Here is a 23,797-nt window from a genome sequence, read left to right on the forward strand (position 1 = left end):
TAAAATTGCGCGGGACTTCAACATGTTGCAGTGCGCTTAGCGCGTCCTCAGGGACGCGCGGCGACGTGGCGAAATTGGATTGAAGACATGGAACACTCTGTACCGGTGCCCGCCTACGACGTCGAAACGATCCGCAAGGATTTTCCGATCCTGTCGAAAACCGTCTACGGCAAGCCGCTCGTCTATCTCGACAACGGCGCATCGGCACAGAAGCCACAGGTCGTGATCGATGCGATCTCCCATGCCTATTCCAACGAATACGCCAACGTCCATCGCGGCCTGCATTTCCTGTCGAATGCCGCGACGGAAGCCTATGAGGCGGCACGCGAAAAGGTGCGCCGCTTCCTCAATGCCCCGTCGGTCGACAACGTCATCTTCACCAAGTCTTCGACCGAGGCGATCAACACGGTCGCCTATGGCTACGGCATGCCGAAGCTCGGCGAGGGCGACGAGATCGTGCTGTCGATCATGGAGCACCACTCCAACATCGTTCCCTGGCATTTCATCCGCGAACGCCAGGGCGCCAAGCTCGTCTGGATCCCGGTCGATGACGACGGCGCGTTGCACGTCGAAGATTTCGTCAAGTGCCTGACGGACAAGACCAAGCTCATCGCCATCACCCATATGTCGAATGCGCTCGGAACCGTTGTTCCGGTCAAGGAAATCTGCCGCATCGCCCGCGAGCGCGGCATCCCTGTACTCGTCGACGGCAGCCAGGGCGCCGTGCACATGCCAGTCGACGTCCAGGACATCGATTGCGACTGGTACGTGATGACCGGCCACAAGCTCTACGGCCCCTCCGGTGTCGGTGTGCTCTACGGCAAGACGGACCGGCTGAAGGAGATGCGACCGTTCCTCGGCGGCGGTGAGATGATCGAGGTGGTGACCGAGGATTATGTTACCTACAACGATCCGCCGCACCGCTTCGAGGCCGGCACGCCCCCGATCGTGCAGGCAATCGGCCTTGGCTATGCGCTCGATTACATGGACAAGCTTGGTCGTGCAGCGATCCAGGCGCATGAAGCCGATCTGACGGCCTATGCGCGCGAGCGCCTCTCGTCGGTCAATTCGCTGCGGGTCTTCGGCAACACGCCCGACAAGGGTAGCATTTTCGCCTTCGAGCTTGCCGGCATTCATTCGCACGATGTGTCGATGGTAATCGACCGTGCCGGTGTCGCTGTTCGCGCCGGTACCCATTGCGCCCAGCCGCTCTTGAAACGTTTCGGCGTGACCTCCACATGCCGTGCATCCTTCGGGCTCTACAACACACGGGCCGAGGTCGATGCGCTGGTCGACGCGCTGGAGCATGCACGAAAGTTCTTCGCCTAAGAAATTTGTAAAAAGTTCAGGGATTTATCCCAATCTGCTGAACCACTAGAGAAAGTCCAGGAGGCCGACATGAGCCTTGATGCAACGGAAGAAAAGGTCGACGTCCGCGAGGGCATCGTGCATTCGGCGATCCCAACCGAAGAGATTGCGCGCCTCAGCGACGACATCATCGCGGCGCTGAAGACCGTCTACGACCCGGAAATCCCGGCCGACATCTTCGAACTCGGTCTCATCTACAAGATCGACATCGAAGACGACCGCATGGTCAAGATCGACATGACGCTGACAGCACCCGGCTGCCCGGTGGCGGGCGAGATGCCGGGCTGGGTCGAGAACGCCGTCGGCGCCGTCGAGGGCGTCTCGGGTGTGGAGGTCAAAATGACCTTCGATCCGCCGTGGACGCCGGACCGGATGTCCGAGGAAGCACAGGTCGCCGTCGGGTGGTACTGAGCCTCGCGTATTGATCCGTTAAGGCACGGATACTACATTTGATTCTGTAAGGCGCCGGGCCTTTACCCCGGTGACGACAAGGAGAATGAGCCCATGGGCTTTGCCGTGATGAGCCTGACCGATGCTGCTGCCGGCCGCGTGCGCGCGATCGTCGAGAATTCCGGCGCCGATGCCAAGGGCATTCGCGTCGGCATCAAGAAGGGTGGCTGCGCCGGCATGGAATATGCCGTCGATCTCGTGACCGAGCCGAACCCCAAGGACGACCTGATCGAGCATCAGGGCGCCAAGGTCTGGATTGCGCCGGAAGCCGTGCTCTATCTGCTCGGCACGCAGATGGATTTCGAAGTGACGACGCTGCGCTCCGGATTCACCTTCCACAATCCCAACCAGACATCCGCCTGCGGATGTGGCGAATCGGTCGAGCTGAAGCCGGCCGATCTGGCCGCACTTGCGGCACAGGGTGACGCCGTAGTGCGCGCCAACTGAGTTTTACCATTCCTTCAATTGAATAGGTCGGCCCGGTTTTCGCCGGGCCTTTTTTCTGCTGAGATACACATCTATGGAATAGGGAGAGGGACATGGCGGCGTTGAACGAAGATCTCGTCTTCAAGGCGCTCTACGAAACGTTTCCCGATCCCGTGATCATCATCGACGCCGAGCGTATCATCCGTTCCGCGAACAATGCAGCACTTCGCCAGTTCGGTTATCCGTCCGCGGAGTTCATCGACAGATCCGTGCGCCTGATCTACGCGACCGATGCGGAATATGCCAAGCGCCTGCAGAACCGGGCGGCGCGCGTGGACGAAACCGCCCCCCGGACTTCGAACTATCTTTATATCAGGCGTGACGGCTCGACATTCTCCGGGCATCTGCGCACCACGCCCCTGATCAACGACCAAGGCGAAGAACTGGCGCTTATCGGTATCATCAGAGACGTTTCGGACCTGACCGAAGCGGTGAGCGAACGGCAGAAGGCTTCCGAGATGCTGAATGCGGCCCTCGAAGCAATGCCTGAAGGCTTTGCCATCTTCGACAGGGAGGAACGGCTGGTCGTCTATAACAGGGCCTATCAGGCGATCTGCGGGCCTGCCGGTCCGGCACTCAAGCCCGGCATCACCGCCGAGGAAATCCTGCTCTTGGCGCGCCAGGGCGGTCACTACCCGGACGCCTTGCCGGGCACGCGCGAAGGCAACGAATGGATCGCCTCGCGTCTGCGCGATTTCCGCTATCCGGACGGAAAGCCGAAGATCCACCGCTATGCCGACGACCGCTGGCTGAGGGTGGAGAACATCAAGGCCAAGGATGGCAACACGGTCGTCGCGCGTGTCGATGTCACGGATCTGAAGCGCGCCGAGCTCGCGCTCGAGCGGCAACGGCAGGAACTGGAACACAAGAACGAGGCGCTCGATCAGTTCACCGCCACCGTCTCCCACGATCTCAAGGCGCCGCTTCGGCACATCTCGATGTTCTCCGAGATGATCGAAGACGACCTCAAGGCAGGCAATCAGACCGAACTTGCGGAAAATGCCCGGCACCTGCGCGACAGCGTCCGGCGCATGAACCGCGTGGTCGACAGCCTGCTCGACTATGCGCAGATCGCGCATCGCATCACCGACTGGACCCAGGTGCGGCTGAGCGACGTCGTCTCGGAGACGCTGACGATTCTCGCCGGTGACGCAAACGACGCAAACGCAACCTTCGAGGTAGGCCCACTGCCGGAACTGGAAGGGGATCCCGAGCTGCTGCGCCGCCTGGTCCAGAACCTCGTCGGCAATGCGATCAAGTACCGGCACGCCGACCGCCCCCCGGTCATCCGCATCCACGGCAGCGTTTTGCACCAAACGGTGGAACTGGTCGTAGAGGACAACGGCATCGGCATCGATCCGCGGTTTGCGACGCGCATCTTCGAAGTGTTCCAGCGGCTGCACAAGGATGAAACGGTCTATGGCGGCACGGGAATCGGCTTGTCGCTCGCCAAACGCATCGCCGAAAGCCATGGCGGTTCGATCTGCCTTGACACGAGCTTCCGAGAAGGCGCACGTTTCATCGTGTTGCTTCCGAGGTGGCTGAGGAAGGCGAAGTAGGGCGGAACAAGGTGACCTCGACGCCAAAGCGATTGCTCTTGGTGGAAGACGACGCGCACGATGCGCGTTTCGTGATGCGCGCCTTTGCCCAGATCGACAAATCGATCGAACTCGTCCTGGTGACCGACGCGGACGAGGCCGTGGAACAGCTCTCCAGCGGGCACTTCGACTACATGCTGATGGATATCAAGCTGCCCGGCAGCGATGGGATCGAGCTCCTAAGGCGCGTGCGCAAGAGCCGTGCCACTGCGCTCATCCCGATCATCGTGCTGACGTCCTCGATCAATCCGGCCGACGTGCTTCACTGCTACGGTGCCGGCGCCAATGCCTATGCGGCAAAGCCGTCTTCGGTCATCGAATATCGTCGCTTCGCCGAGGCGTTCATTCGCTTCTGGGTCGAAAGCACAATCCTGCCACCGGGCATGAGCGCGCGCCGATAGGCCAGCTGTCTTCACGCGATCGGTAATACACGCCACGTTTTTTTGGGGAATGGGGTCGAGCGCACAGGCGCGCATCCGTCCGGGCGCAGCCGCGCCGGAGAAAACAACCGGCGGAGCATTGCTGCTCCGCCGGTCGATGTCGTTACTCTGCGGCTTCCGCGTAGCTTTCGAGCGGCGGGCAGGTGCAGACGAGGTTGCGGTCACCGAAGACGTTGTCGACACGATTGACCGGCGACCAGTACTTGTCGACCCGGAAGGCGCCCGGCGGGTAGCAGGCCTGCTCGCGCGAATAGGGGCGATCCCATTCGCCGACCAGGTCTTCGACCGTGTGCGGAGCGTTCTTCAGCGGGTTATTGGTCTTGTCCATGCGACCTTCCTCGATCGCACGGGCTTCCTCGCGGATGGCAAGCATTGCCTCGCAGAATCGGTCGATCTCGGCCTTGGTTTCCGATTCGGTCGGCTCGATCATCAGAGTTCCGGCAACCGGCCAGCTCATGGTCGGGGCGTGAAAACCGCAGTCGATCAGGCGCTTGGCGACGTCGTCAACGGTCACGCCGGCGCTTTCGACCAGCGGGCGGGTGTCGATGATGCATTCATGCGCGACACGCCCCTTCGACGACTTGTAGAGCACCTCGTAGGCGCCCTTGAGCCTTGCTGCAATGTAGTTGGCGTTGAGGATCGCCACCTTCGTCGCCTGGGTCAGGCCTTCGCCACCCATCATCAGGCAGTAGCTCCAGGAGATCGGCAGGATCGAGGCCGAACCGAAGGGAGCCGCCGAAACCGCGCCGTCCTGGCCGTCCGTTTCCGGGTGGCCGGGCAGGTATGGCGCCAAATGCGCCTTGACGCCGATCGGGCCCATGCCGGGACCGCCGCCGCCGTGCGGAATGCAGAAGGTCTTGTGCAGGTTGAGATGGCTGACGTCGGAGCCGATGTCGCCGGGGCGGGCAAGGCCGACCATGGCGTTCATGTTGGCGCCGTCCATGTAGACCTGGCCACCGTGCTTGTGCACGATCTCGCAGACCTCACGCACATTCTCCTCGAACACGCCGTGCGTCGAAGGATAGGTGATCATGCAGCACGAGAGATTGTCGGCATACTGCTCGGCTTTCGCACGGAAATCTTCCATGTCGATGTCGCCGTTTTCGCTGACCTTGATGACGACCACCTTCATGCCGGCCATCTGGGCCGACGCAGGGTTGGTGCCGTGCGCCGAGGTCGGGATCAGGCAGACGTCGCGATGGGCGTTGCCCTGCGCAAGGTGGTATGCACGGATCGTCAGGAGACCGGCATATTCGCCCTGTGCACCGGAGTTCGGCTGCATGGAGATCGCGTCATAGCCGGTGACGGCGCAGAGCTTCTCCGACAGGTCTTCGATCATGTGCTGGTAGCCAGCCGCCTGATCCTTCGGCACGAAGGGATGGATCTCCGAGAATTCCGGCCAGGTGATCGGCAGCATCTCGGCGGTCGCGTTCAGCTTCATCGTGCACGAGCCGAGCGGGATCATCGCCCGATCGAGCGCCAGGTCGCGGTCCGACAGACGGCGGATGTAGCGCGTCATCTCGCTTTCGGCGCGGTTCATATGGAAGATCGGGTGCATCAGGTATTCGCTGGTGCGCAGCAGCGGCTGCGGCAGGCGGTAACCCGGCTCGAACTCTTCCACCTTGAAGTCGCCACCGAAGGCGCGCCAGACGGCTTCGAGCGTGACGGGGCGCGAGCGCTCGTCGAGGCTGATGCCGATCTTGGTCTCGCCGATCTTGCGCAGGTTCACTTCCTCGGCGACCGCGGTCTTGAGGATGATGCCCTGCAGCTTGCCGACTTCGACGGTGATCGTGTCGAAAAACACATCGGGCTCGACCGTGTAGCCGAGCTTTTCGAGACCCATGGCGAGACGAACGGTCTTCTGGTGAACGCTCTGGGCGATCGCCTTGATGCCCTTCGGTCCATGGAAGACGGCGTACATCGAGGCCATGACGGCGAGCAGAACCTGCGCGGTGCAGATGTTCGACGTCGCCTTTTCGCGGCGGATGTGCTGTTCGCGGGTCTGCAGCGACAGGCGGTAGGCGCGGTTGCCGCGCGCGTCGACCGAGACGCCGACGAGACGGCCGGGCATCGAGCGCTTGTGTGCATCCTTGACGGCCATATAGGCCGCATGCGGACCCCCATAGCCGACCGGAACGCCGAAGCGCTGGGTGCAGCCGATGGCGATATCGGCGCCCATTTCGCCAGGCGACTTCAGAAGCGCCAGCGCCAGCGGATCGGCGGCAACGGTCGCGATAGCGCCAGTCTGGTGCAGGCGGGCAATCAGGCCGGTGAAGTCGTTCACATGGCCGTAGGTGCCCGGATACTGGAAGATCGCGCCGAAGACGTCGACCGGATCGAGATCGGCGAAGGGATTGCCGATGACAATCTGCCAGCCGAGCGGCTCGGCGCGGGTCTTCAGAAGCGCGATCGTCTGCGGATGGCAGTTTTCGTCGACGAAGAAGGACTTGGCCTTCGACTTCGAGACGCGCTCGGCCATCGCCATCGCTTCAGCGGCTGCGGTCGCTTCATCGAGAAGCGACGCGTTGGCAACGTCGAGGCCAGTCAGGTCGCAGACCATGGTCTGGTAGTTGAGCAGCGCTTCGAGGCGGCCCTGGCTGATTTCCGGCTGGTAGGGCGTATAGGCCGTGTACCAGGCCGGGTTTTCCAGGATGTTGCGCTGGATGACCGGTGGCGTGATCGTGCCGTAGTAGCCCTGGCCGATCAGCGACACGAGCTTCTGGTTGCGGTTGGCCGTTTCGCGCATCTTGTCGAGCGCCTCGCGCTCGGTCATCGGCGCGCCCCAGGCAAGCGGCGTTTTCTGGCGGATCGACGGCGGCACGGTGTCATCGATCAGCGCATCGAGCGTCGGGTAACCGACGACCTTCAGCATCTCGTCCATTTCGGCCGGCGACGGGCCGATATGACGCCGATTGGCGAAGTCATACGGCTTGTAGTCCGTAAAGGTGAAATCCTTGGGCATGCTCATCAGGCGACGAGCTCCTTGTAGGCCGCTTCCTCGAGGAGGGCATCGGCATCGCTGGGGTTGGCAAGCTTCAGCTTGAAGAACCAGGCAGCACCCTGCGGGTCGCTGTTGACGAGCGACGGGTCGTCGACGATCGCCTGGTTCACTTCGACGATTTCGCCGTCAAGCGGACAATAGACGTCGGAAGCTGCCTTGACGGATTCGACGGTGGCGGCGCTATCGCCCTTGGCAAAGTTCGAGCCGGTTTCCGGCAGTTCAACGAAGACGAGATCGCCGAGCTGGCCGGCGGCATGCTCGGTGATGCCGACGGTTGCGACACCAGCTTCGATCTTCAGCCACTCGTGTTCCTCAGTGAACTTCAACATGTGCGCTCTCTCCTGATCAGCGTTTGTAGGTTTGTTTGACGAAGGGAAGGGCGGCGACCGCCACCGGCAGGTACTTGCCGCGCACTTCCGCAAAAAGGGTGGTGCCGTTCTCGATATGGCCGGCATCGACATAGCCCATGGCGACCGGGCCATCGACCGAGGGGCCGAAGCCACCCGAGGTCACCTGGCCGACCGGGGTCTTGCCCTCGGCATCGGCAAAGAGGTTAGCGCCGCCGCGAACCGGCGCGCGTCCCTCGGGCTTCAGGCCGACGCGGCGGCGCGAGGCGCCAGCGGCGAACTGGCCGAGGATACGATCGGCACCGGGGAAACCACCTTCGCGGGCGCCACCGGCGCGGCGCGCCTTCTGCAGTGCCCATTCGAGCGCCCCTTCGACCGGGGTCGTGGCGGTGTCGATGTCGTTGCCATAGAGACAAAGACCGGCTTCAAGGCGCAGCGAATCGCGGGCGCCAAGGCCGATCGGCTTCACATCGGGATGTTCGAGCAGGCGTTGGGTAACATCGACGGCGGAGGCAACGGGAATGGAGATCTCGAAACCGTCTTCGCCGGTATAGCCCGAGCGGGAAATGATGCAGGTGACGTCATGCAGGTCGGCTTCGGCGACGTCCATGAAGCGCATGGCGGAGACATCAGCCCAGAGTTCGCCGAGCACGGCTTCGGCGTGCGGGCCCTGAAGCGCGATCAGCGCGCGATCGTCGAGCATCGTCACGTCGCAGGTATCGGAGAGACCGGCCTTCAGGAGCTCGAAGTCGGCGTCCTTGCAGGCGGCGTTGACGACGAGGAAGAGATGGTCGCCGCGGTTGGTGATCATCAGGTCGTCGAGGATGCCGCCTTCGGCATTGGTGAAGAGGCCATAACGCTGGCGGCCCTCGGCAAGGCCGAGCACATCGACCGGCACCAGCTTTTCGAGCGCCAGGGCCGCGTCCTCGATCTTGCCGGACTTCGGCCGAACGATGACCTGGCCCATATGCGATACATCGAAGAGACCGGCAGCAACACGGGTGTGCTGGTGTTCCTTCATCACGCCATCGGGGTACTGCACCGGCATGTCGTAACCGGCAAAGGGTACCATGCGGGCGCCCAGCGAAAGGTGCAGCGCATGCAGCGGCGTCTGTTTCAAATGAGGATTGTTTTCCAAATCCGGCCTCCAGGTCTGGCGCTCCCGCGCCGGCTCACACTTCCGGCGTCAATCGCCGTCGATTCGAGCCCCCTCTGTCCCTTTGCCTGAGATTGTTATCCCTTCGGCGAGCGTAAAACGCTTCTCTCCAGAGTCCTACCGGCACCTTGCTGGTCCTTTGGCCTGAGAGTTTCCGGGGCGGTTGCTCCTTCGGCACCGGAGTGAACCGGCTTCTCCCAACAAGATCGTCTCCAGATAACGGCGAAGGCCAGAGCTTGGCAAGGGGGCGGTGTCGCGCCGAAACACATTTTTGTCGCATGACCAAAAGACGCAGCCGGGCAGGGTGCGGCAATTCTGCCTTTGCATTCTTCTCCGGTTGAGGATAACCCAAGACAGATACCGGGGATAACCATGACAGGGCGCGACGGAAAATTCGGGATAGCAGTGCGGCTGATCGCCGTCTTTGCGCTCGTTTTCCTGACCTTTGCCCACAAGCCGCTCAGCGCCAAGAGCCTGAGCCCGGCTGAAATTTCCGCCTATCAATTGCCTGACGGAACGATCGCCGAAATCTGCTTCGGCATGGATGGCGTCGACCACGAAAGCGGCAAGGGCCAGGCGATGGCCCCGGTCTGCGAGGCCTGCCGTCTTTCGGGCTCTATCCTGCTGCCGGCTCCGCCAACCGAGAGCGTTCGCGCCGAAACGGGCGCGTGGCAGGTTTCGACAGCTGTCGCTGAATACGCGACACCCCATCAGCATCTGCGGTTGCTGCCGCCTTCGCGCGGGCCTCCGGCGCGTTCGTAATTCTCCTCTCGCATCCCAATACAATTTGCCGCGTTCAAGCGGCTTGGACCACCGGACATCGGGCAAAGCCCGGCGCGTGGTCAGGAGATTACGACATGACAAAGACCAGGATCGTTTCGCTTTCGCTCGGCCTTACCCTTGCCGCAAGCGGCATCGCCCACGCCCATGCCACCTTCGAGAAAGACACGGCGCCGGTGGAGACCACCTTCAAGGCGGTGCTGCAGGTTCCGCATGGCTGCGACGGCAAGCCGACGACGGAAGTACAGATCAAGCTGCCGGAAGGCTTCGTCTTCGCCCAACCGCAGCCGAAGCCCGGCTGGGAAATCGAGATCATCAAGGGCGATTACCAGAAGACCTATGACAATCACGGCAAGAAGGTCTCGTCCGGCCCACTGGAGATCCGGTGGAAGGGCGGCAATCTTCCCAACGAATACTACGACACCTTTGTCGTGCGCGGTAAAGTCTCGGGCTTCGACAAGGAGACTGTGCTGGCCTTCCCGACCACGCAGCTTTGCGGCACCGAAGGCAAGGTCGTCTGGGACCAGGTGGCTGCCGAGGGCCAGAACGCACATGACCTGAAAAGCCCGGCACCGACCGTAACGGTGACGATGGCCGATGCCGCCGATCCGCACGCCGGCCATGGCGGACATATGGCTGCGGCCGGCGGCTCGGCGAAGGTCGGCGATCTCGATATCTCCGGTGGCTCGGTGAAGGCCATGCTGCCGGGCGCCAAGGTCGGCGGCGGCTTCCTGACGATCAAGAACGGTGGGGCAGGTGAAGACCGGCTCGTTGCTGTCGAGAGCCCTGCGGCCGCGCGTGTCGAGATCCACGAGATGAAGATGGAAAACGACGTGATGCGGATGCGCAAGCTCGACGACGGCGTGGCATTGCCGGCCGGCGAAACGGTGGAGCTCAAGGCCGGCGGCCTGCACCTGATGTTCATGGACGTGAAGACGCCCTTCAAGGAAGGCGATACGGTTCCCGTCACGCTCGTCTTCGAAAAGGCCGGCAAGGTCGATGCGACGTTCCCGGTCGGCTCGGCCAAGGGCGGTGAGGCAGCCGGCGGCCAAAAGCATCATTGACCCGAGAAACTGCGATTCCGCCTCAGGCGGCGTCGCTTTCATCCTCCTGGCCGGCGGGCTCATCCTGCCGGCCTTCGTTTTCCTGCTTCTCGGAACCACCGTCGTCATCGCGCATGAATTCGAGATAGCGGCGCAGGGCTTCGGCTTCCGAGCGCTCCGGCAGACGGCCGTCGGCCGTGGCTAGCATGAAGGAGAGGGGCAGGGCGCCTTTGGTCTTCGGGATCGAGACCGGCGTCAACTTGGGCTCTTCGGTGCGCCGCGCCGAGAGCAACGTGATCGCTTCATCGGTCGGACCGTCGCCGCGCACACGTGCAGACGGCTTCAGCGCTTCTGCCGCATAAGCCGCCGTCGTTGCGGATACTGTGACGACCTGTGTCACGTTTTCTCTGCCTTCCCGTTAGCAATCCATTCTTGTCGCTCAGTTTCACCTGAAGGCGGGTAAAAACTGGTGGTTGCATTTTAGGAAAACTCTAACGATGGTCACTGCGACCGGTGCGAAGCGGGCCGGAACACCACTAATACTTGCGCGATCGCTAAAGTTAAAACACACTCGTTCTAATAGAAACGGGGAGGCTGTCATGACTGAGCGAAGCATGCTGGAATTCAGGGTGCGGGCCCTTTATCTCGCCCGCGATGTCAACGACCTCGACACCATGATGGCGCAACTTGATCCGGACTTCAGCTTCCGCATCGTGGGAAGCGGCAGGCTCGGCACGATGGCACTGGCCGTCAACACGCCGGAAACAGTGCGCGACAGTTTCACGACGCTCGTCAAGAACTGGGACCTGAGCGAGATGGAGATGGTCGGCTGCTATGCCGATGGCGATACCGTCATCGTCCACCGCGCCGGCTTTGTTCGCTTCATCCCGTCGCAGACCCGCGAGCGAACCGAGATCATCGACAAGTTCACGTTCCGGGACGATCGGATCGTCGACCTTACGGAGTTCGTCGATACCCTGTTTGTCGCCGAAACGGTCGGGCTGCTGAACGAGCCGGCCGTCGCCTAATCCTCCTCGGCGCTCGACAAGATGAGCTTTTGAACCGCCGGCTCCTGGGAGCGAATGGCGTTCATCAACACCGCTAGGCGACCCCGTAGGCTGTGGACCTGGTCGAGCAGTTGCATGGCCACGTCGACGCCGTTGTCATTGACCCCCATGGGGCCCGTCAGATCCTGGATCAGACGCGCGCGCGCAAGGTCGGCATCCTCGAACAGCCAGCCGGCGTCAGCCTCCTGGGGCATCAGCCAGCGCTGCTCGACCCAGATGCGCAGAACCTTGACCTCGATATCGAGATGTTCGCAAAATTCACAGTCGTTCATAGGTCATCCTCCCATGCCCTTGCGCGGATCTTCCGTCTTGCCGGCGGCCCAGCCTTCGACGAAGGCGGAAAGCGCCGGGTCGGGGGCCTGCGGCAGCACGATCTTCAGGCTGACATAAGCATCGCCATGGCCACCGCCCGGCTTGTGCAGTCCCTTGCCCTTCAGCCGCAGTGTCTTGCCCGTGTTGGTGTGCGGAGCAATCGAAATGTTCACGGCACCATCGATCGTCGGAACGCGGATCTTGCCGCCGAGCACGGCCTCGCTCAGCGATATCGGCACCTCGTAGCGCACGTCGTCACCATCCGTGGCAAAGAGCGGATGCGGGCGGACGCGAATGTCGATCAGCGCGTCGCCGGCCGGTGCGCCGTCGCGACCCGGTTCTCCCTTGCCGCGCAGCCTCAGCGTCTGGCCATCGCGCGTGCCGGGCGGAATGGTCAGGTCGAGCGCCGGTCCGCCGCCGGGCAGGGTGATCTGGGTCTTGGTGCCGTTCGCCGCGTCGAGAAATGCGATCTCCATCGAGAAATGGGTATCGCGACCGCGCTGGCGCTGCTGCTGCCCGCCCGCGCGCCGTGAAAAGAAGCTCGAAAAGATATCGTCCGCTTCGGCAAAATCAGAAAAGCCATGCGCGCTTTCGTAACGTGCCCCCGCATCGCCTGATTGGGCATAGTCGCGGTAGTAGTGCCGGGGCGGCGTTTCCGCTCCGGTCCCGTCGATCTCTCCGCGGTCGTATTTTCCGCGTTTGTCTTCGTCTCCAAGCAAGGAATAGGCCGCTGAAACCGCCTTGAAGCGGTCCTCCGCGCCCTTGTCTCCCGGATTGAGATCCGGGTGCAGCTTCTTGGCAAGCTTGCGATAGGCGCTCTGGATGTCCTTTTGCGTCGCGTCGCGGCTGACACCGAGCGTTTCGTATGGGCTCGTCATGCGATCTCCTTTGGGCGAGCGCGGATCGACCACGTTCCCCGAGCCTTGCCGGGCCGGCGCGTGCGTCTTCAATCGCTCGCCTAAAAGCATAGAGCAGATTTGCGCCCGCAACAGGGGCGAGACGCCGCGCGAACTCCACCATTTCGCGAATGAGAGCGGTCTGCTACAATCCGCCGCGCAAATGCACGCTTAAGGGGCGTAGCGCCCCGAAGCTTCGGGAGGTCGAAATGTCCGTCCGCCTGCAACTCGCGATCATGGTCGGCCTGATGATCAACGCCATCGTGTTCGCCATCGGGATCCTGATCGTTCTGTCGGTACCGGCCCTCACGGCCAACGCCAAATATGCGATCCCGATCGTGGTCGTCAGCTGTTTCCTCGTCACGCCGTTCATCGCCTGGATCATGGCGCCGCGACTTCGGCTGCAGTACTGGAGAGAGCGCGAACAGACCAACCGGCAGCGCCCGATCTAGGCGACCTTTTCATCCATTGTTGACCGTGTCCGGATTGCCGCCCCATAGCGGGCGGCAATCGTTGAAGATTGCATCTTCAACGATCATAGATTTTGTTATACCACCATTTTAGTACTTGTTTTCTAACCGGCTCCGCCTCAGATTCTCCCAAGTCTCAAGGACATAGCCGGCATGCAGGCCAGAAGGGGACTTCATGAGAACGATCGTATTGTTGCTTGCGCTCACCACGCTGGCCGCCTGTTCACAAACCTACAATGGTCCGCCGCGGGTCGTCGGCGGTGATGGCGACTACTACCAGGGCATCGTCGCGCCGCGGTAGGTGCCGGCGTCAGAATCGGTCATCGGGCGATCGCTCGGCGGGGCATGCCGGTCAGGTCTCGGCCTTGAGTGCGTGCCGGGATGGGGCTGATCAAGTCCGATCGTCTTTCCACGTCCAGCTGCCATCCTCCCGGCAATCCAGGAAGGCGCCGTAAAGGTCGCGTGTATCGCCTTCCTCGCCGTTGTTGATGCAGGTGATCGAACTCTGGCGGAGAAGGCTCAGGGTGTTGCGCAAGGCCTCACGACCAAGCGTTGCCTCGATCCGGTCGAGAAACACATACCGTGGCCTGGCGAGAAGCACCTTGGCGAGGGCCAGGAGCTGCTGGTCGCCCAAGGACATATCCCGATCCTGTTCCTTCTCCAGCCCCTCGGCGCCATCGGCGAGCCCATCGAGACCGAGGCTGCGCAAGACATTGAGCACCTGGCTATCGGAGATGCCTTCGGAACTTCCAGGCGGCAGAAGATATTGCCGAAGAGGACCCGGCGGCAGATAGGGTCGTTGCGGCAGAAACATCAGACTTTCCGGGCGCTCGATCCGCCCGGTGCCGGGGGTCGGAATTCCCGCGGTGGCCCGGAAGAGCGCAGCCCCCGCGGCCGCATGCGGCCCTGAGATCAGCACAGGCGTTCCCATTGGGATCGACAGCGACAGATCGCGAAGCAATGGGTGGGTGACTGCCGATCCCAGCGTTACCTGGTCAAAGGCCAGATCGCCGTCTTGCTTCACCAGTTCGATGCTCGAGACGCTGCTTTTTCGGCTTTCCTCGATCGCCTCCAGCAAGGCGCTCAGTCGAGAAACGACGACGGCGAAATTCGAGATCGAGTTGAACTGCCTGACGATCAGCGAGAATGCGCCGACAAGCATGGCGAAGGCTGCACCTGATTGGGTAATCACCCCAAACTCGATTTCGCCGCGCATGAAAGCCGGAGCGATGATCAAATCCGGGATGATCTGGATCATCCAGTTGTAGCCGCTGGTAAAAAAGGCCAGGTTGCGATTGACGGCGGTAATCGTCAGGATGTTGACGACCAAGGCATCGAGGCGATCTAGCAATCGCGTCTTCTGCTGCCCCTCGACGCTGGTCACCATCACCGCTTCTGCGTTTTCGCGCAGGTGCATGAGGCTCGACCTCAAGTTCGCCTCCCTGTCGAGCCGCTCATAGTTCAGGCCGATCAGCGGCCGACCGAGCACGATCGTCATATACGAGCCGCAGGCGGCATAGAAAACAGCGACGACAAACAGCAGCGGGCTGATCGACCAGAGCACGCCTGAGAACGTCACCACCGTCAGCGTGCTGCTGAACAGCATGATGATGTAGGAAAGCGTGGTGACGGTGAACGCCTGGATGTCCTCCGATATCCGCTGGTCCGGATTGCTTAGCGTCCCCGAGACTTCCACGCGATAATAGGTCTCCTCCTCCAAATAGAGATCGACGGCGCGTCTCGTCATGAATTCACGCCACAGCAGCGCCAGCCGTTCTTCGACAAAACGTGCGATAACACCGGTGACGGTGAGAACGGCAAAGACGCAGACGTAGAAAACCGCTTGCTGAATGAACTCGTTCATCTGGCGCTCGGCGATCGCCGTCATAAAGTTTCGGCCGACGTAGTTGTTGACGACGTTGAGGCCGTTCAGACCGAAAAGCAGCGCAATAAGCCCGGCAAACATCAACTTGGCACGGCCTCCGACCTCGGAGGTCAGCAGCATCCGGACAGCCCGTGCGAAGCGAAGTGCGGTTGTTCTGATCGGCACTGGCTGGCTGTCCATCAGAGTACCTTTGTTGCTTTGGCCGTCAGAGCCAGCCGCCGGAGAAGCCTGCCCGTCGCAATCCCACCACCATCGGCTCGCAGCGGCGCATGATGTTCCACAGCAGGCCGGTCCTGTAGTTCTCGATCATCAGCACCACGGGGCCTTGGTCGATGCCGAAATGATAGGGGCTGACCCACCAGCCGGATTCGGTTCCTTCCGCCGGAAAGCTGCGGTTGAAGGAGGGCCTGAAGCCGTAAAGCCTGGTCATGCCGAGATTCATACGGGCACAATTCCAGACCGTCGGAATGACGATTTCCGGCGCGAAGGGCAGGGAGGCGACGACTGCCCAGGGCGACACGGTCCCATCGTCAGGACCGAAGGGGGCGCCGCGGGCGATGTAGTCGAAGAACTCCCGCTCGACACCGTTCACCGTGCGCTTGGTCCAGCCGGGACCGTCGCTTGCGGTGAAGCCCCAGCAATGCTCGCCGGTCCGGCGCGAAGGGCAGGGAGGCGACGACTGCCCAGGGCGACACGGTCCCATCGTCAGGACCGAAGGGGGCGCCGCGGGCGATGTAGTCGAAGAACTCCCGCTTGACACCGTTCACCGTGCGCTTGGTCCAGCCGGGACCGTCGCTTGCGGTGAAGCCCCAGCAATGCTCGCCGTAGCCGACGAAATTCAGCGGGTTGCGGATGGCATATTCCTGCTGGACGAAGGTCGCGTGGCGACTGTTCTGGAAATAGTCGCTGTTGTGCTCGCGCATGAATTCGTCGCGGATGCCGCGGAAATCGACCCACATATGCGAGAGYTGGTGGGTGAAGAGCGGTCCCGAATAGAGCAATTCGCGCCCGTAAAGGTTCCGCCAGTCGTAGCTTGCGGTGTAGGCSGCATAGGCTTCCGGCGGGAGYGGGTGGGTCGGTGAGCCGAGKCCGAGGATGTAGAGGAGCAGGCCCTCGTCGTAGCCGCGCCAGCGATAGGGGATGAAGCCGTTTTCCGGCCGCCAGCCGTGGGTGAGCGTCAGCCCGTGATCGCAGGCCCAGTTCCAGTCGGCCCGTTCATAGAGCGCGTTTGCCACCCTGCGGATTTCAACTTCTTCGGCGCCATCGCCGTCGAAATASGCGGCCACTGTCAGAGCRCCCGCGAAAAGAAAGGCGGAGTCGATCGTCGAAAGCTCGCACTCCCAAACGCGCCTGCCGGTCTCGATRTCGAGGAAGTGGTAGAAGAAGCCCTTGTAGCCGGAGGCGTCGGGTTCCGGTCCCTGCGGGCACTCCAGGAGAAACTGCAAGCGCCGACGCGCGATCTTTGCGGCAAACTTGCGGATGACGATGCCGCGCTCGACCAACACCGGGATCGTCGCGAGCGCCATGCCGACCGCGGCGATGCTTGCGGGCGCGTCTTCCTGCGTCTTGTCACGGACCAGGCCGTTGTCCGGGTTGGTGCAGTGGAGATAGTAGAGCAGCGTCGTGAACTGCAACCGGGCAAGATCCTGCTCGGTCGGCATGCGGTTCAGTTCGGGATCTGTCGACAGCAATTCCGACATGGCATGGTTAGGCCACCACGAGAAGGACGTCGTGATCTCGTCCGTCATCCACGAGTGGAACACTTCGGTCAGCAACCTTCTTACCATCGAGGCTCAGTGCATAGTGGTCTTTTGCTCGTTTGGTATCTCGGCTCACCTTGATGCGGTAAGTCGACCTTCCATGGCGAAAATCCACGTCGAATGTTGACCACCCGACGGGAATGCATGGCTCGACAAAAAGCCGGCGGCCCTGACGTCGAATGCCGAGAATGGCCTCAAGGCCGACCCGGTACAGCCAGCCCGCAGATCCCGTATACCACGTCCAGCCACCGCGGCCTGTGTGAGGAGCGGCGCCATAAACGTCGGCACTGACAACGTAGGGCTCGACCATGTAGCGGTCGGTGTCTTTGGGTGACAGGGCATGGTTGATCGGATTGAGCATGCTCCAGAGTTGAAATGCCCGATCGCCATCCCCCAGCAATGCGGTCGCCAGCGCCACCCACGTGGCCGCGTGGGTGTACTGGCCGCCGTTCTCCCGAATTCCGGGCACATAGCCCTTTATGTAGCCGGGCTGCAGCGGGCCCTTGTCAAAGGGTGGGTCGAAAAGCTGTATCAAACCGTTATCGGTACGAACGAGCCGTTCCCAAACCGCGCGCATTGCCTGCGCGCCACGCTTGGCATCTGCAACACCCGAGATAACTGCCCAGGCCTGTGGGATCGCATCGATCTGGCACTCGTCATTCAACTGGGACCCGAGAGGCGTGCCATCGTCGAAGTAGGCGCGGCGATACCAGCCGCCATCCCAGGCGTGGGTCTCCAAGGACATGCGCAGGGTCTCGGCGCGCTCTTTGCACCATTTGGCTCGTTCCTCATCAGCCATCGCCGAAGCGATGGCTGCAAAAGATTGAAGGACCGTCAGAAAGAACCACCCGTTCCATACACTCTCGCCTTTGCCTTCCGCGCCGACTCGGTTCATGCCGTCGTTCCAGTCGCCCGTTCCCATAAGCGGAAGCCCGTGGCTGCCTAGCCTCAGACCTCGGTCCAGCGCTCGACAGCAGTGCTCATAGACGGTCCCGCTTTCCTGGCTGGCCGGAGGCACCTCGTAGCGCTCCTCCTCATCGTCCGTTAGAGGCGGCGAGACGAGGAAACGAACCTGCTCACTCAGGAGCCCATAGTCTCCGGAGACCGATACGTAGTGATGGACGACGTAGGGCAGAAAGTAGAGGTCGTCCGTCATGCGTGTGCGCACGCCGGCACCCGATGGCGGATGCCACCAGTGTTGAACGTCTCCCTCGGAAAACTGGCGCGAGGCGGCTCGAAGAATGTGCGCTCGCGCCTCATCGGGTGCGCAATGGACGAGGGTTGCCACGTCCTGGAGTTGGTCGCGAAATCCGTAGGCGCCACCGGACTGGTAAAACCCTGTTCGCGCCCAGATACGGCAAGCCAACACCTGATAGAGCAACCAGCGGTTCATCATCAGGTTGAAGGCTATGTCTGGCGTTCGAACCGTGACGGAGTTCAGCAGCTGATCCCAATATTGTGAAACGGCTGCCAGCGCCTTCCTGGCCGCCTTCGGTTCGGCATGTTCGCGCACGAGCCTGTGCGTTTCCGCGCGGTTTTCGGCCTGCCCGAGCACGAATACCAGCTCGACGGTCTCGGACGGTGGTACTGAAACGCTGACCATGAGGGCCGCGCAGGGGTCGAGCAGAGAGCCGGTATGCCCCCCGAGATCGAAGCCTTCCAATCCCACCGGCTGAGCGATGGAACCGTTTCTGCCGAGGAACGCGCGCCGATTACATGTGAACGACCGGACAGGCGCGCTTGAAGCGGCGAATGCGAGCGTGCCGGAAAAATCGCCCTTCCAGATGTTCCGGGCAACGACGGCACCAATCTCGCTGTCAAATTCGCATTCGACCCGGGACTGCGCGCTTTCGCGCAGTGTGCCGAGGACCCATTCAACGAAATAGGTGGCGGTAAGGCGGCGAAGTCGTTTTCCGTCGTTGCGAATGGCAAGACGGATGACCTTGATCGCTCCCGCGGCCGGGACGTGCACGGTCATTTCATGGTGTAGTGGCCCGCGACTGCTTTCATAACACGTGTAACCTTGGCCATGCCTCGTTCTTGTGGTCGATGCCGGGCCGAGCGGCAAAGGTGTCGGCGTCCACAGCTCGGCGGTCTGTTCATCTCGCAGGTAGACAACTTCACTCGGCGGGTCCGAAACCGGGTCGTTTGACCAAGGCGTGAGCCTGTTCAATTGGCTGTTGCCCGCCCAGGTGTAGCCAAGGCCGCTATCGCTTGTCAGGCAGCCAAACGCGCTATTGGCAAGGACGTTGCACCACGGTGTTGGCGTCGCGTCGCCTGCGATCACATATTCGCGCCCGTCTTTGGTAAACCCGCCGCGGCCATTCCAAAAAAGCAGGTTAGCTCGTGGTGCCTCGTGACGCTTTTCGTGCGAGACAGAGACATTCGTCATGGTCTTGTTCGTGGAAAAAGTGGTGGTCGATCTCGCCGAAAGTTGATCCGCAAGGGATCCTTGGCTGCAACAAAGGACGAGGCGCGCGGCGGCCGTGATCGCATTTTCTGCATCGGACGAGACACTCGCCCTGGGTGGGAAATGAATCCCCCCGGCTTTGCCGAGGGTTTGCTCCACATGGACCGCCGCATCGGCGCTCAGCTTTAAGCTTCCACTGGCCTGCCTTTCATCAAGGACTGCGAGATCGAAAGGAAATCCGCGACTGGCAAGGAATGCGTGGGCATTGATGACATTGTCGACGAGGGATTCCTTGTCTGTTTTGTCGATACGCAGCAGAAGAATTGGGACGGCTCCCGACAGTCCCGCCGATCCCAAGTCGTCGCGGTTCAGTCGTCTTGTGTCGGGTGTGCTGCCTTCCCTTAAGCCGGCAACACCGAATGCCAGATATGCTAGGAGCCGGTCGTAGACGGCCAAGTCTTGAAGAGACGGGGACCAAGGCGGGTCTTCAGTGTGTTTCTCCCTCTCTTGTAACGCTTGACGCGCGGCGTCGATATGAGTGAAGCGGCTGGCTATTATGGTAGCGCCTGCCTCACTGTCCGCTGCGCCTGTCACGAACGCGATCAGTCCCGTTCCGGAGGGTTCCAGATCGACTGTGCGGCGCATGCTGAAGATAGGGTCGAGCACGGGACCCGTCGTCCCAGATAAGCGGCTCCCCGGCCCCAGAGCGCCAGGATTTGAAGGCGTCCGCCGTCGGCCAAGAAATCTGTAGCGGTCCGTTTCATATTCCACCGCATGGACTTGGCGGCTTGACGCAGACACATGTACCGCCCAGATGGGGCGCTCCGATGCGCTGCGCGGCCTGCGCCGTGCGAACAATGCGCTTGTTTCGGTATCGAACCAGGTTTCGATGAAAAGCTTGGCAAATGCCGGATGTGCGCTATCGGCGCTTCGGCCATTCAGGCAGACTTCGCAATAGCTTGTCAGTTCAAGCTTTCGCGCTTTCTCACCTTTGTTGCTGAGTTTCAGCAAGCGCACTTCAGCATCGCAGTCCTGTGCAACCGACACCGCCCATTGAATTTCGATGTCTCCGAGCAAACAGCGATACTCGGCACGATCTCCGTGAAACGTGTGTTCGTAGATCGCCTCCGGATGGCAAATCGGCTGCCGGCCAATCGTCCAGACCTCGCCGCTCTCAAGGTCGCGGACGTAGCAGAACTGGCCCCAGCAATCGCGCGTGACGTCCTCACGCCAACGCGTGATGTCGAGGCCGCGCCAGGTTTCATACCCGGCGCCGGCCTCTGTCAGAAGGACGTTGTAGTGCCCATTCGAAAGCAGGGTCGTGTCAGGAGGCACGCCTGCCAGACGTGTCGTACTGATGTCGATCGTGTCAACTGGCCGGACCATCAGATCGATCCTTGATGGGGGCTAGACATTGTCCCCTTCGGTCGATGTCCCAGCCTTGGCAGGCTGCGCCCCGTTAACGCCCCATTTCCAGCCGCTGATCGAGGGCATGTCGTCGCCATGGATCAGCTTGGCCTGGATCGCCTGCTTGAAGTAGGCCGCCCGCGCGCCGAGCTGCGGCAGGCGATCGATGGCATCGCCGGCCAGGTGGAAGCGGTCGAGTTCGTTCAGCACCACCATGTCGAACGGTGTCGTGGTCGTGCCTTCTTCCTTGTAGCCGCGAACATGCAGGTTGCCGTGATTGGTGCGGCGATAGGTGAGGCGATGGATCAGCCACGGGTAGCCGTGGAACGCAAAGATGATCGGCTTGTCCCTTGTGAAGATGCCATCAAAGTCGCTGTCCGAAAGGCCATGCGGGTGTTCTTCCGCCGGCTGCAGCTTCATCAGGTTGACGACGTTGACGACCCGGACCTTCACTTCAGGCAGATGCTCGCGCAGCAGCTGGACGGCGGCGAGGGTTTCCAGCGTCGGAGTGTCGCCGCAGCAGGCCATGACGACGTCCGGCTCACTGTTGGCGTCGTTGCTGGCCCAGTCCCAGATGCTCACACCCATGCTGCAATGGCGCACGGCCTGTTCCATCGTCAGCCATTGTGGGCCCGGCTGCTTGCCGGCGACGACGACGTTGACGTAGTTGCGGCTGCGCAGGCAATGGTCGGTGACCGACAGCAGCGTATTGGCATCCGGCGGCAGGTAGACGCGGACGACCTCAGCCTTCTTGTTGACGACATGATCAATGAAGCCCGGATCCTGATGGCTGAAACCGTTGTGATCCTGCCGCCAGACATGGGAGCTCAGGAAATAATTGAGCGACGCGACCGGCCGGCGCCAGGGGATCTCATTGCAGACCTTCAGCCACTTGGCGTGCTGGTTGAACATGGAATCGATGATGTGGATGAAGGCTTCGTAGCAGGAGAAGAAGCCRTGGCGCCCGGTCAAGAGATAGCCTTCAAGCCAACCCTGGCATTGRTGCTCGCTCAAGACTTCCATGATGCGGCCATCCGGTGAGAGGTGATCGTCCTCGGGATAGATCTCGGCCATGTAGCAGCGGTCGGTGACCTCGAGCACRTCCTGCCATCGGTTGGAGTTGTTTTCGTCCGGGCTGAACAGCCGGAAGTTCTTCGCGTCCATGTTGTTCTTCATCACGTCGCGCAGGAACTTGCCCATCACGCGCGCCGCTTCCACGGTCGTGGCACCCGGGCTCGGAACGTCGACGGCGTAGTCCCGGAAGCCCGGCATTTTCAGGTCGCGCAACAGCAGGCCGCCGTTTGCATGCGGATTGTCGCTCATGCGGCGATGTCCSGATGGGGCGAGCGCCGCGATCTCGGGCTTCAGCCGGCCCTCGTCACTGAARAGTTCTTCCGGGCGATAGCTCTTCATCCATTGTTCGAGGATGCGGATGTGCTCGGGCTTGTCCATCTCGCCCATCGGCACCTGGTGCGCGCGCCAGTAGTCCTCGCATTTCTTGCCGTCGATTTCCGGCGGGCAGGTCCAGCCCTTTGGCGTGCGGAAGATGATCATCGGCCAGGCCGGGCGCTTCAGATTGCCCCTGATGCGGGCATCGTCCCAAATCTGCCGGATTTCGGCCGTCGCCGTATCGAGCACGTCTGCCAGTTGCTGGTGGACCTTTGCCGGATCATGCCCTTCGACGAAATAGGGTTTGTAGCCCATGCCCTCGAAGAACTTCTTCAGCTCGTCGTGCGGAATGCGGGCGAGGAAGCAGGGATTGGCGATCTTGTAGCCGTTCAGGTGCAGGATCGGCAGAACACAGCCGTCGCGGGCAGGGTTGAGGAACTTGTTGCTCTGCCAGCCSGTCGCAAGCGGCCCGGTCTCGGCCTCGCCATCGCCGACGATGCARGCAACGACCAGATTGGGATTGTCGAAGGCGGCRCCATAGGCGTGGCTGAGCGCATAACCAAGCTCGCCGCCCTCATGGATGCTGCCGGGCGTTTCCGGCGCCACATGGCTCGGGATGCCGCCGGGAAAGCTGAACTGCTTGAACAGCCGCTGCATGCCTTCGGCGTCTTCGGCGATGTTCGGATAAAACTCCGTGTAGGTCCCTTCCAGATAGGCATGCGCCACCAGAGACGGCCCGCCATGGCCGGGACCGATGATGTAGATCATGTCGAGGTCGTCGCGTTTGATGACGCGATTGAGATGCACGTAGAGCATGTTGAGGCCCGGCGACGTGCCCCAATGGCCGAGCAGGCGCGGCTTGATGTGCTCGCGCTTCAGCGGCAGGCAACGACCAGATTGGGATTGTCGAAGGCGGCACCATAGGCGTGGCTGAGCGCATAACCAAGCTCGCCGCCCTCATGGATGCTGCCGGGCGTTTCCGGCGCCACATGGCTCGGGATGCCGCCGGGAAAGCTGAACTGCTTGAACAGCCGCTGCATGCCTTCGGCGTCTTCGGCGATGTTCGGATAGAACTCCGTATAGGTCCCTTCCAAATAGGCATGCGCCACCAGAGACGGCCCGCCATGGCCGGGACCGATGATATAGATCATGTCGAGGTCGTCACGTTTGATGACGCGATTGAGATGCACGTAGAGCATGTTGAGGCCCGGCGACGTGCCCCAATGGCCGAGCAGGCGCGGCTTGATGTGCTCGCGCTTCAGCGGYTCGCGCAGAAGCGGATTGTCGAGCAGATAGATCTGCCCGACCGACAGATAGTTCGAAGCGCGCCAATAGGCGTCCATCAGGCGGAGTTCGTCGGCCGAYAACGGTGCTGCTGATTTTCCGGATGCCGTCTCTTTCATCGATGCTGTTTCAGGCGAAACCATCTGAGCCTCCCGATCGATAAGACATGTGCTTGAAACCTTTGCCGGTCTGCTGTCGCTCGCCGCAGTCATCCGTCCGTTGCAAGGCCGCCATTTCGGCAACGACAC

The 23,797-nt window shown here is 61.7% G+C and carries 19 protein-coding genes, 3 pseudogenes and 1 riboswitch; of the genes and pseudogenes, 10 read left to right on the forward strand and 12 right to left on the reverse strand.

Features of this window, described 5'->3' with window-relative positions:
- Nucleotides 1-87: 87 nt before the first annotated feature.
- The 5 genes from ASD63_RS04330 (at nucleotide 88) to ASD63_RS04350 (ending at nucleotide 4,303) form a co-directional block, all read left to right on the forward strand.
- Nucleotides 88-1,329, forward strand: coding sequence for a cysteine desulfurase (locus tag ASD63_RS04330; protein WP_034794323.1), 1,242 nt, complete (start codon nucleotides 88-90; stop codon nucleotides 1,327-1,329).
- Nucleotides 1,330-1,398: 69 nt separating this feature from the next.
- Entirely contained in the window at nucleotides 1,399-1,779 is a 381-nt protein-coding gene (locus tag ASD63_RS04335; RefSeq protein WP_034794321.1) for an SUF system Fe-S cluster assembly protein, read from the forward strand.
- 93 nt (nucleotides 1,780-1,872) lie between these two features.
- Nucleotides 1,873-2,265, forward strand: coding sequence for a Fe-S cluster assembly scaffold SufA (sufA, locus tag ASD63_RS04340; protein ID WP_034794319.1), 393 nt, complete (start codon nucleotides 1,873-1,875; stop codon nucleotides 2,263-2,265).
- 92 nt (nucleotides 2,266-2,357) lie between these two features.
- Nucleotides 2,358-3,863, forward strand: a complete 1,506-nt coding sequence (locus ASD63_RS04345; protein ID WP_051659306.1) for an ATP-binding protein — start codon at nucleotides 2,358-2,360, stop codon at nucleotides 3,861-3,863.
- A gap of 11 nt (nucleotides 3,864-3,874) precedes the next feature.
- Nucleotides 3,875-4,303 carry a response regulator gene (locus tag ASD63_RS04350; protein ID WP_127889067.1) on the forward strand — a complete coding sequence of 143 codons (429 nt, stop codon included), beginning with the start codon at nucleotides 3,875-3,877 and terminating at the stop codon, nucleotides 4,301-4,303.
- Between the two features lie 142 nt (nucleotides 4,304-4,445).
- Here ASD63_RS04350 and gcvP read toward each other — a convergent pair whose 3' ends face one another.
- From gcvP to gcvT, 3 genes are read right to left on the reverse strand one after another with little or no spacing between them, the layout of a single operon-like run.
- Nucleotides 4,446-7,310: an aminomethyl-transferring glycine dehydrogenase gene (gcvP, locus tag ASD63_RS04355; RefSeq protein WP_034794312.1), complete on the reverse strand. Its 2,865-nt coding sequence runs from the start codon at nucleotides 7,308-7,310 to the stop codon at nucleotides 4,446-4,448.
- Nucleotides 7,310-7,672: a glycine cleavage system protein GcvH gene (gene gcvH, locus ASD63_RS04360; RefSeq protein ID WP_034794310.1), complete on the reverse strand. Its 363-nt coding sequence runs from the start codon at nucleotides 7,670-7,672 to the stop codon at nucleotides 7,310-7,312. The genes gcvP and gcvH overlap by 1 nt, the downstream gene beginning before the upstream one ends.
- 16 nt (nucleotides 7,673-7,688) lie before the next feature.
- Nucleotides 7,689-8,828 (reverse strand): glycine cleavage system aminomethyltransferase GcvT, encoded by a 1,140-nt coding sequence (gene gcvT, locus ASD63_RS04365; RefSeq protein WP_034794307.1) that lies wholly within the window; start codon nucleotides 8,826-8,828, stop codon nucleotides 7,689-7,691.
- Between the two features lie 140 nt (nucleotides 8,829-8,968).
- Nucleotides 8,969-9,056: riboswitch (glycine riboswitch) on the reverse strand.
- A 162-nt stretch (nucleotides 9,057-9,218) separates the two neighbouring features.
- On the opposite strand from gcvT, the gene ASD63_RS04370 reads away from it, so the two are divergent.
- Together ASD63_RS04370 and ASD63_RS04375 are read left to right on the forward strand one after the other, a co-directional pair.
- A complete protein-coding gene (locus tag ASD63_RS04370) occupies nucleotides 9,219-9,608 on the forward strand; it encodes a hypothetical protein (protein WP_034794303.1) in 390 nt (129 codons plus the stop codon).
- Between the two features lie 95 nt (nucleotides 9,609-9,703).
- Nucleotides 9,704-10,690 (forward strand): copper chaperone PCu(A)C, encoded by a 987-nt coding sequence (locus ASD63_RS04375; RefSeq protein WP_034794300.1) that lies wholly within the window; start codon nucleotides 9,704-9,706, stop codon nucleotides 10,688-10,690.
- Between the two features lie 22 nt (nucleotides 10,691-10,712).
- On the opposite strand, the gene ASD63_RS04380 is transcribed toward ASD63_RS04375, so the two are convergent.
- Nucleotides 10,713-11,069, reverse strand: a complete 357-nt coding sequence (locus ASD63_RS04380; RefSeq protein WP_034794298.1) for a hypothetical protein — start codon at nucleotides 11,067-11,069, stop codon at nucleotides 10,713-10,715.
- A gap of 199 nt (nucleotides 11,070-11,268) precedes the next feature.
- Here ASD63_RS04380 and ASD63_RS04385 point away from each other — a divergent pair, with 199 nt between their 5' ends.
- A complete protein-coding gene (locus ASD63_RS04385) occupies nucleotides 11,269-11,697 on the forward strand; it encodes a nuclear transport factor 2 family protein (RefSeq protein WP_034794296.1) in 429 nt (142 codons plus the stop codon).
- On the opposite strand, the gene ASD63_RS04390 is transcribed toward ASD63_RS04385, so the two are convergent.
- On the reverse strand, nucleotides 11,694-12,008 hold the full coding sequence (locus tag ASD63_RS04390) for a chaperone modulator CbpM (RefSeq protein ID WP_034794294.1): 315 nt from the start codon (nucleotides 12,006-12,008) through the stop codon (nucleotides 11,694-11,696). The two genes, ASD63_RS04385 and ASD63_RS04390, sit on opposite strands and share 4 nt — an antisense overlap.
- Nucleotides 12,009-12,011: 3 nt before the next feature.
- Entirely contained in the window at nucleotides 12,012-12,926 is a 915-nt protein-coding gene (locus ASD63_RS04395) for a J domain-containing protein (protein ID WP_060528803.1), read from the reverse strand.
- A 227-nt stretch (nucleotides 12,927-13,153) separates the two neighbouring features.
- Between ASD63_RS04395 and ASD63_RS04400 the strand changes: the two genes are divergently transcribed.
- Both ASD63_RS04400 and ASD63_RS36555 read left to right on the forward strand, forming a co-directional pair.
- On the forward strand, nucleotides 13,154-13,396 hold the full coding sequence (locus tag ASD63_RS04400) for a hypothetical protein (protein WP_034794289.1): 243 nt from the start codon (nucleotides 13,154-13,156) through the stop codon (nucleotides 13,394-13,396).
- A 193-nt stretch (nucleotides 13,397-13,589) separates the two neighbouring features.
- Entirely contained in the window at nucleotides 13,590-13,715 is a 126-nt protein-coding gene (locus ASD63_RS36555) for a hypothetical protein (protein WP_255380881.1), read from the forward strand.
- A 90-nt stretch (nucleotides 13,716-13,805) separates the two neighbouring features.
- Here ASD63_RS36555 and ASD63_RS04405 read toward each other — a convergent pair whose 3' ends face one another.
- From ASD63_RS04405 to ASD63_RS33890, 6 genes and pseudogenes are all read right to left on the reverse strand, one after another.
- Nucleotides 13,806-15,479, reverse strand: a complete 1,674-nt coding sequence (locus tag ASD63_RS04405; protein WP_034794286.1) for an SbmA/BacA-like family transporter — start codon at nucleotides 15,477-15,479, stop codon at nucleotides 13,806-13,808.
- A 25-nt stretch (nucleotides 15,480-15,504) separates the two neighbouring features.
- Nucleotides 15,505-15,948, reverse strand: a pseudogene (locus ASD63_RS04410) (glucoamylase family protein); the annotation flags it as partial.
- A gap of 1 nt (nucleotide 15,949) precedes the next feature.
- Nucleotides 15,950-16,999, reverse strand: a pseudogene (locus ASD63_RS04415) (glucoamylase family protein); the annotation flags it as partial.
- 7 nt (nucleotides 17,000-17,006) lie between these two features.
- The gene (locus ASD63_RS04420) at nucleotides 17,007-20,855 is read right to left on the reverse strand and encodes a glycosyl transferase (RefSeq protein ID WP_060528805.1); all 3,849 of its coding nucleotides are present in this window, start codon (nucleotides 20,853-20,855) and stop codon (nucleotides 17,007-17,009) included.
- 21 nt (nucleotides 20,856-20,876) lie between these two features.
- A pseudogene (locus tag ASD63_RS04425) lies at nucleotides 20,877-23,147 on the reverse strand (phosphoketolase family protein); the annotation flags it as partial.
- Nucleotides 23,141-23,761, reverse strand: coding sequence for a hypothetical protein (locus ASD63_RS33890; protein ID WP_082572768.1), 621 nt, complete (start codon nucleotides 23,759-23,761; stop codon nucleotides 23,141-23,143). The gene ASD63_RS33890 and the pseudogene ASD63_RS04425, both read right to left, overlap by 7 nt.
- Nucleotides 23,762-23,797: the final 36 nt, after the last annotated feature.

It is taken from the genome of Ensifer sp. Root558 (genome assembly GCF_001427045.1).
GTDB classification, from domain to species: Bacteria; Pseudomonadota; Alphaproteobacteria; order Rhizobiales; family Rhizobiaceae; genus Ensifer; species Ensifer adhaerens.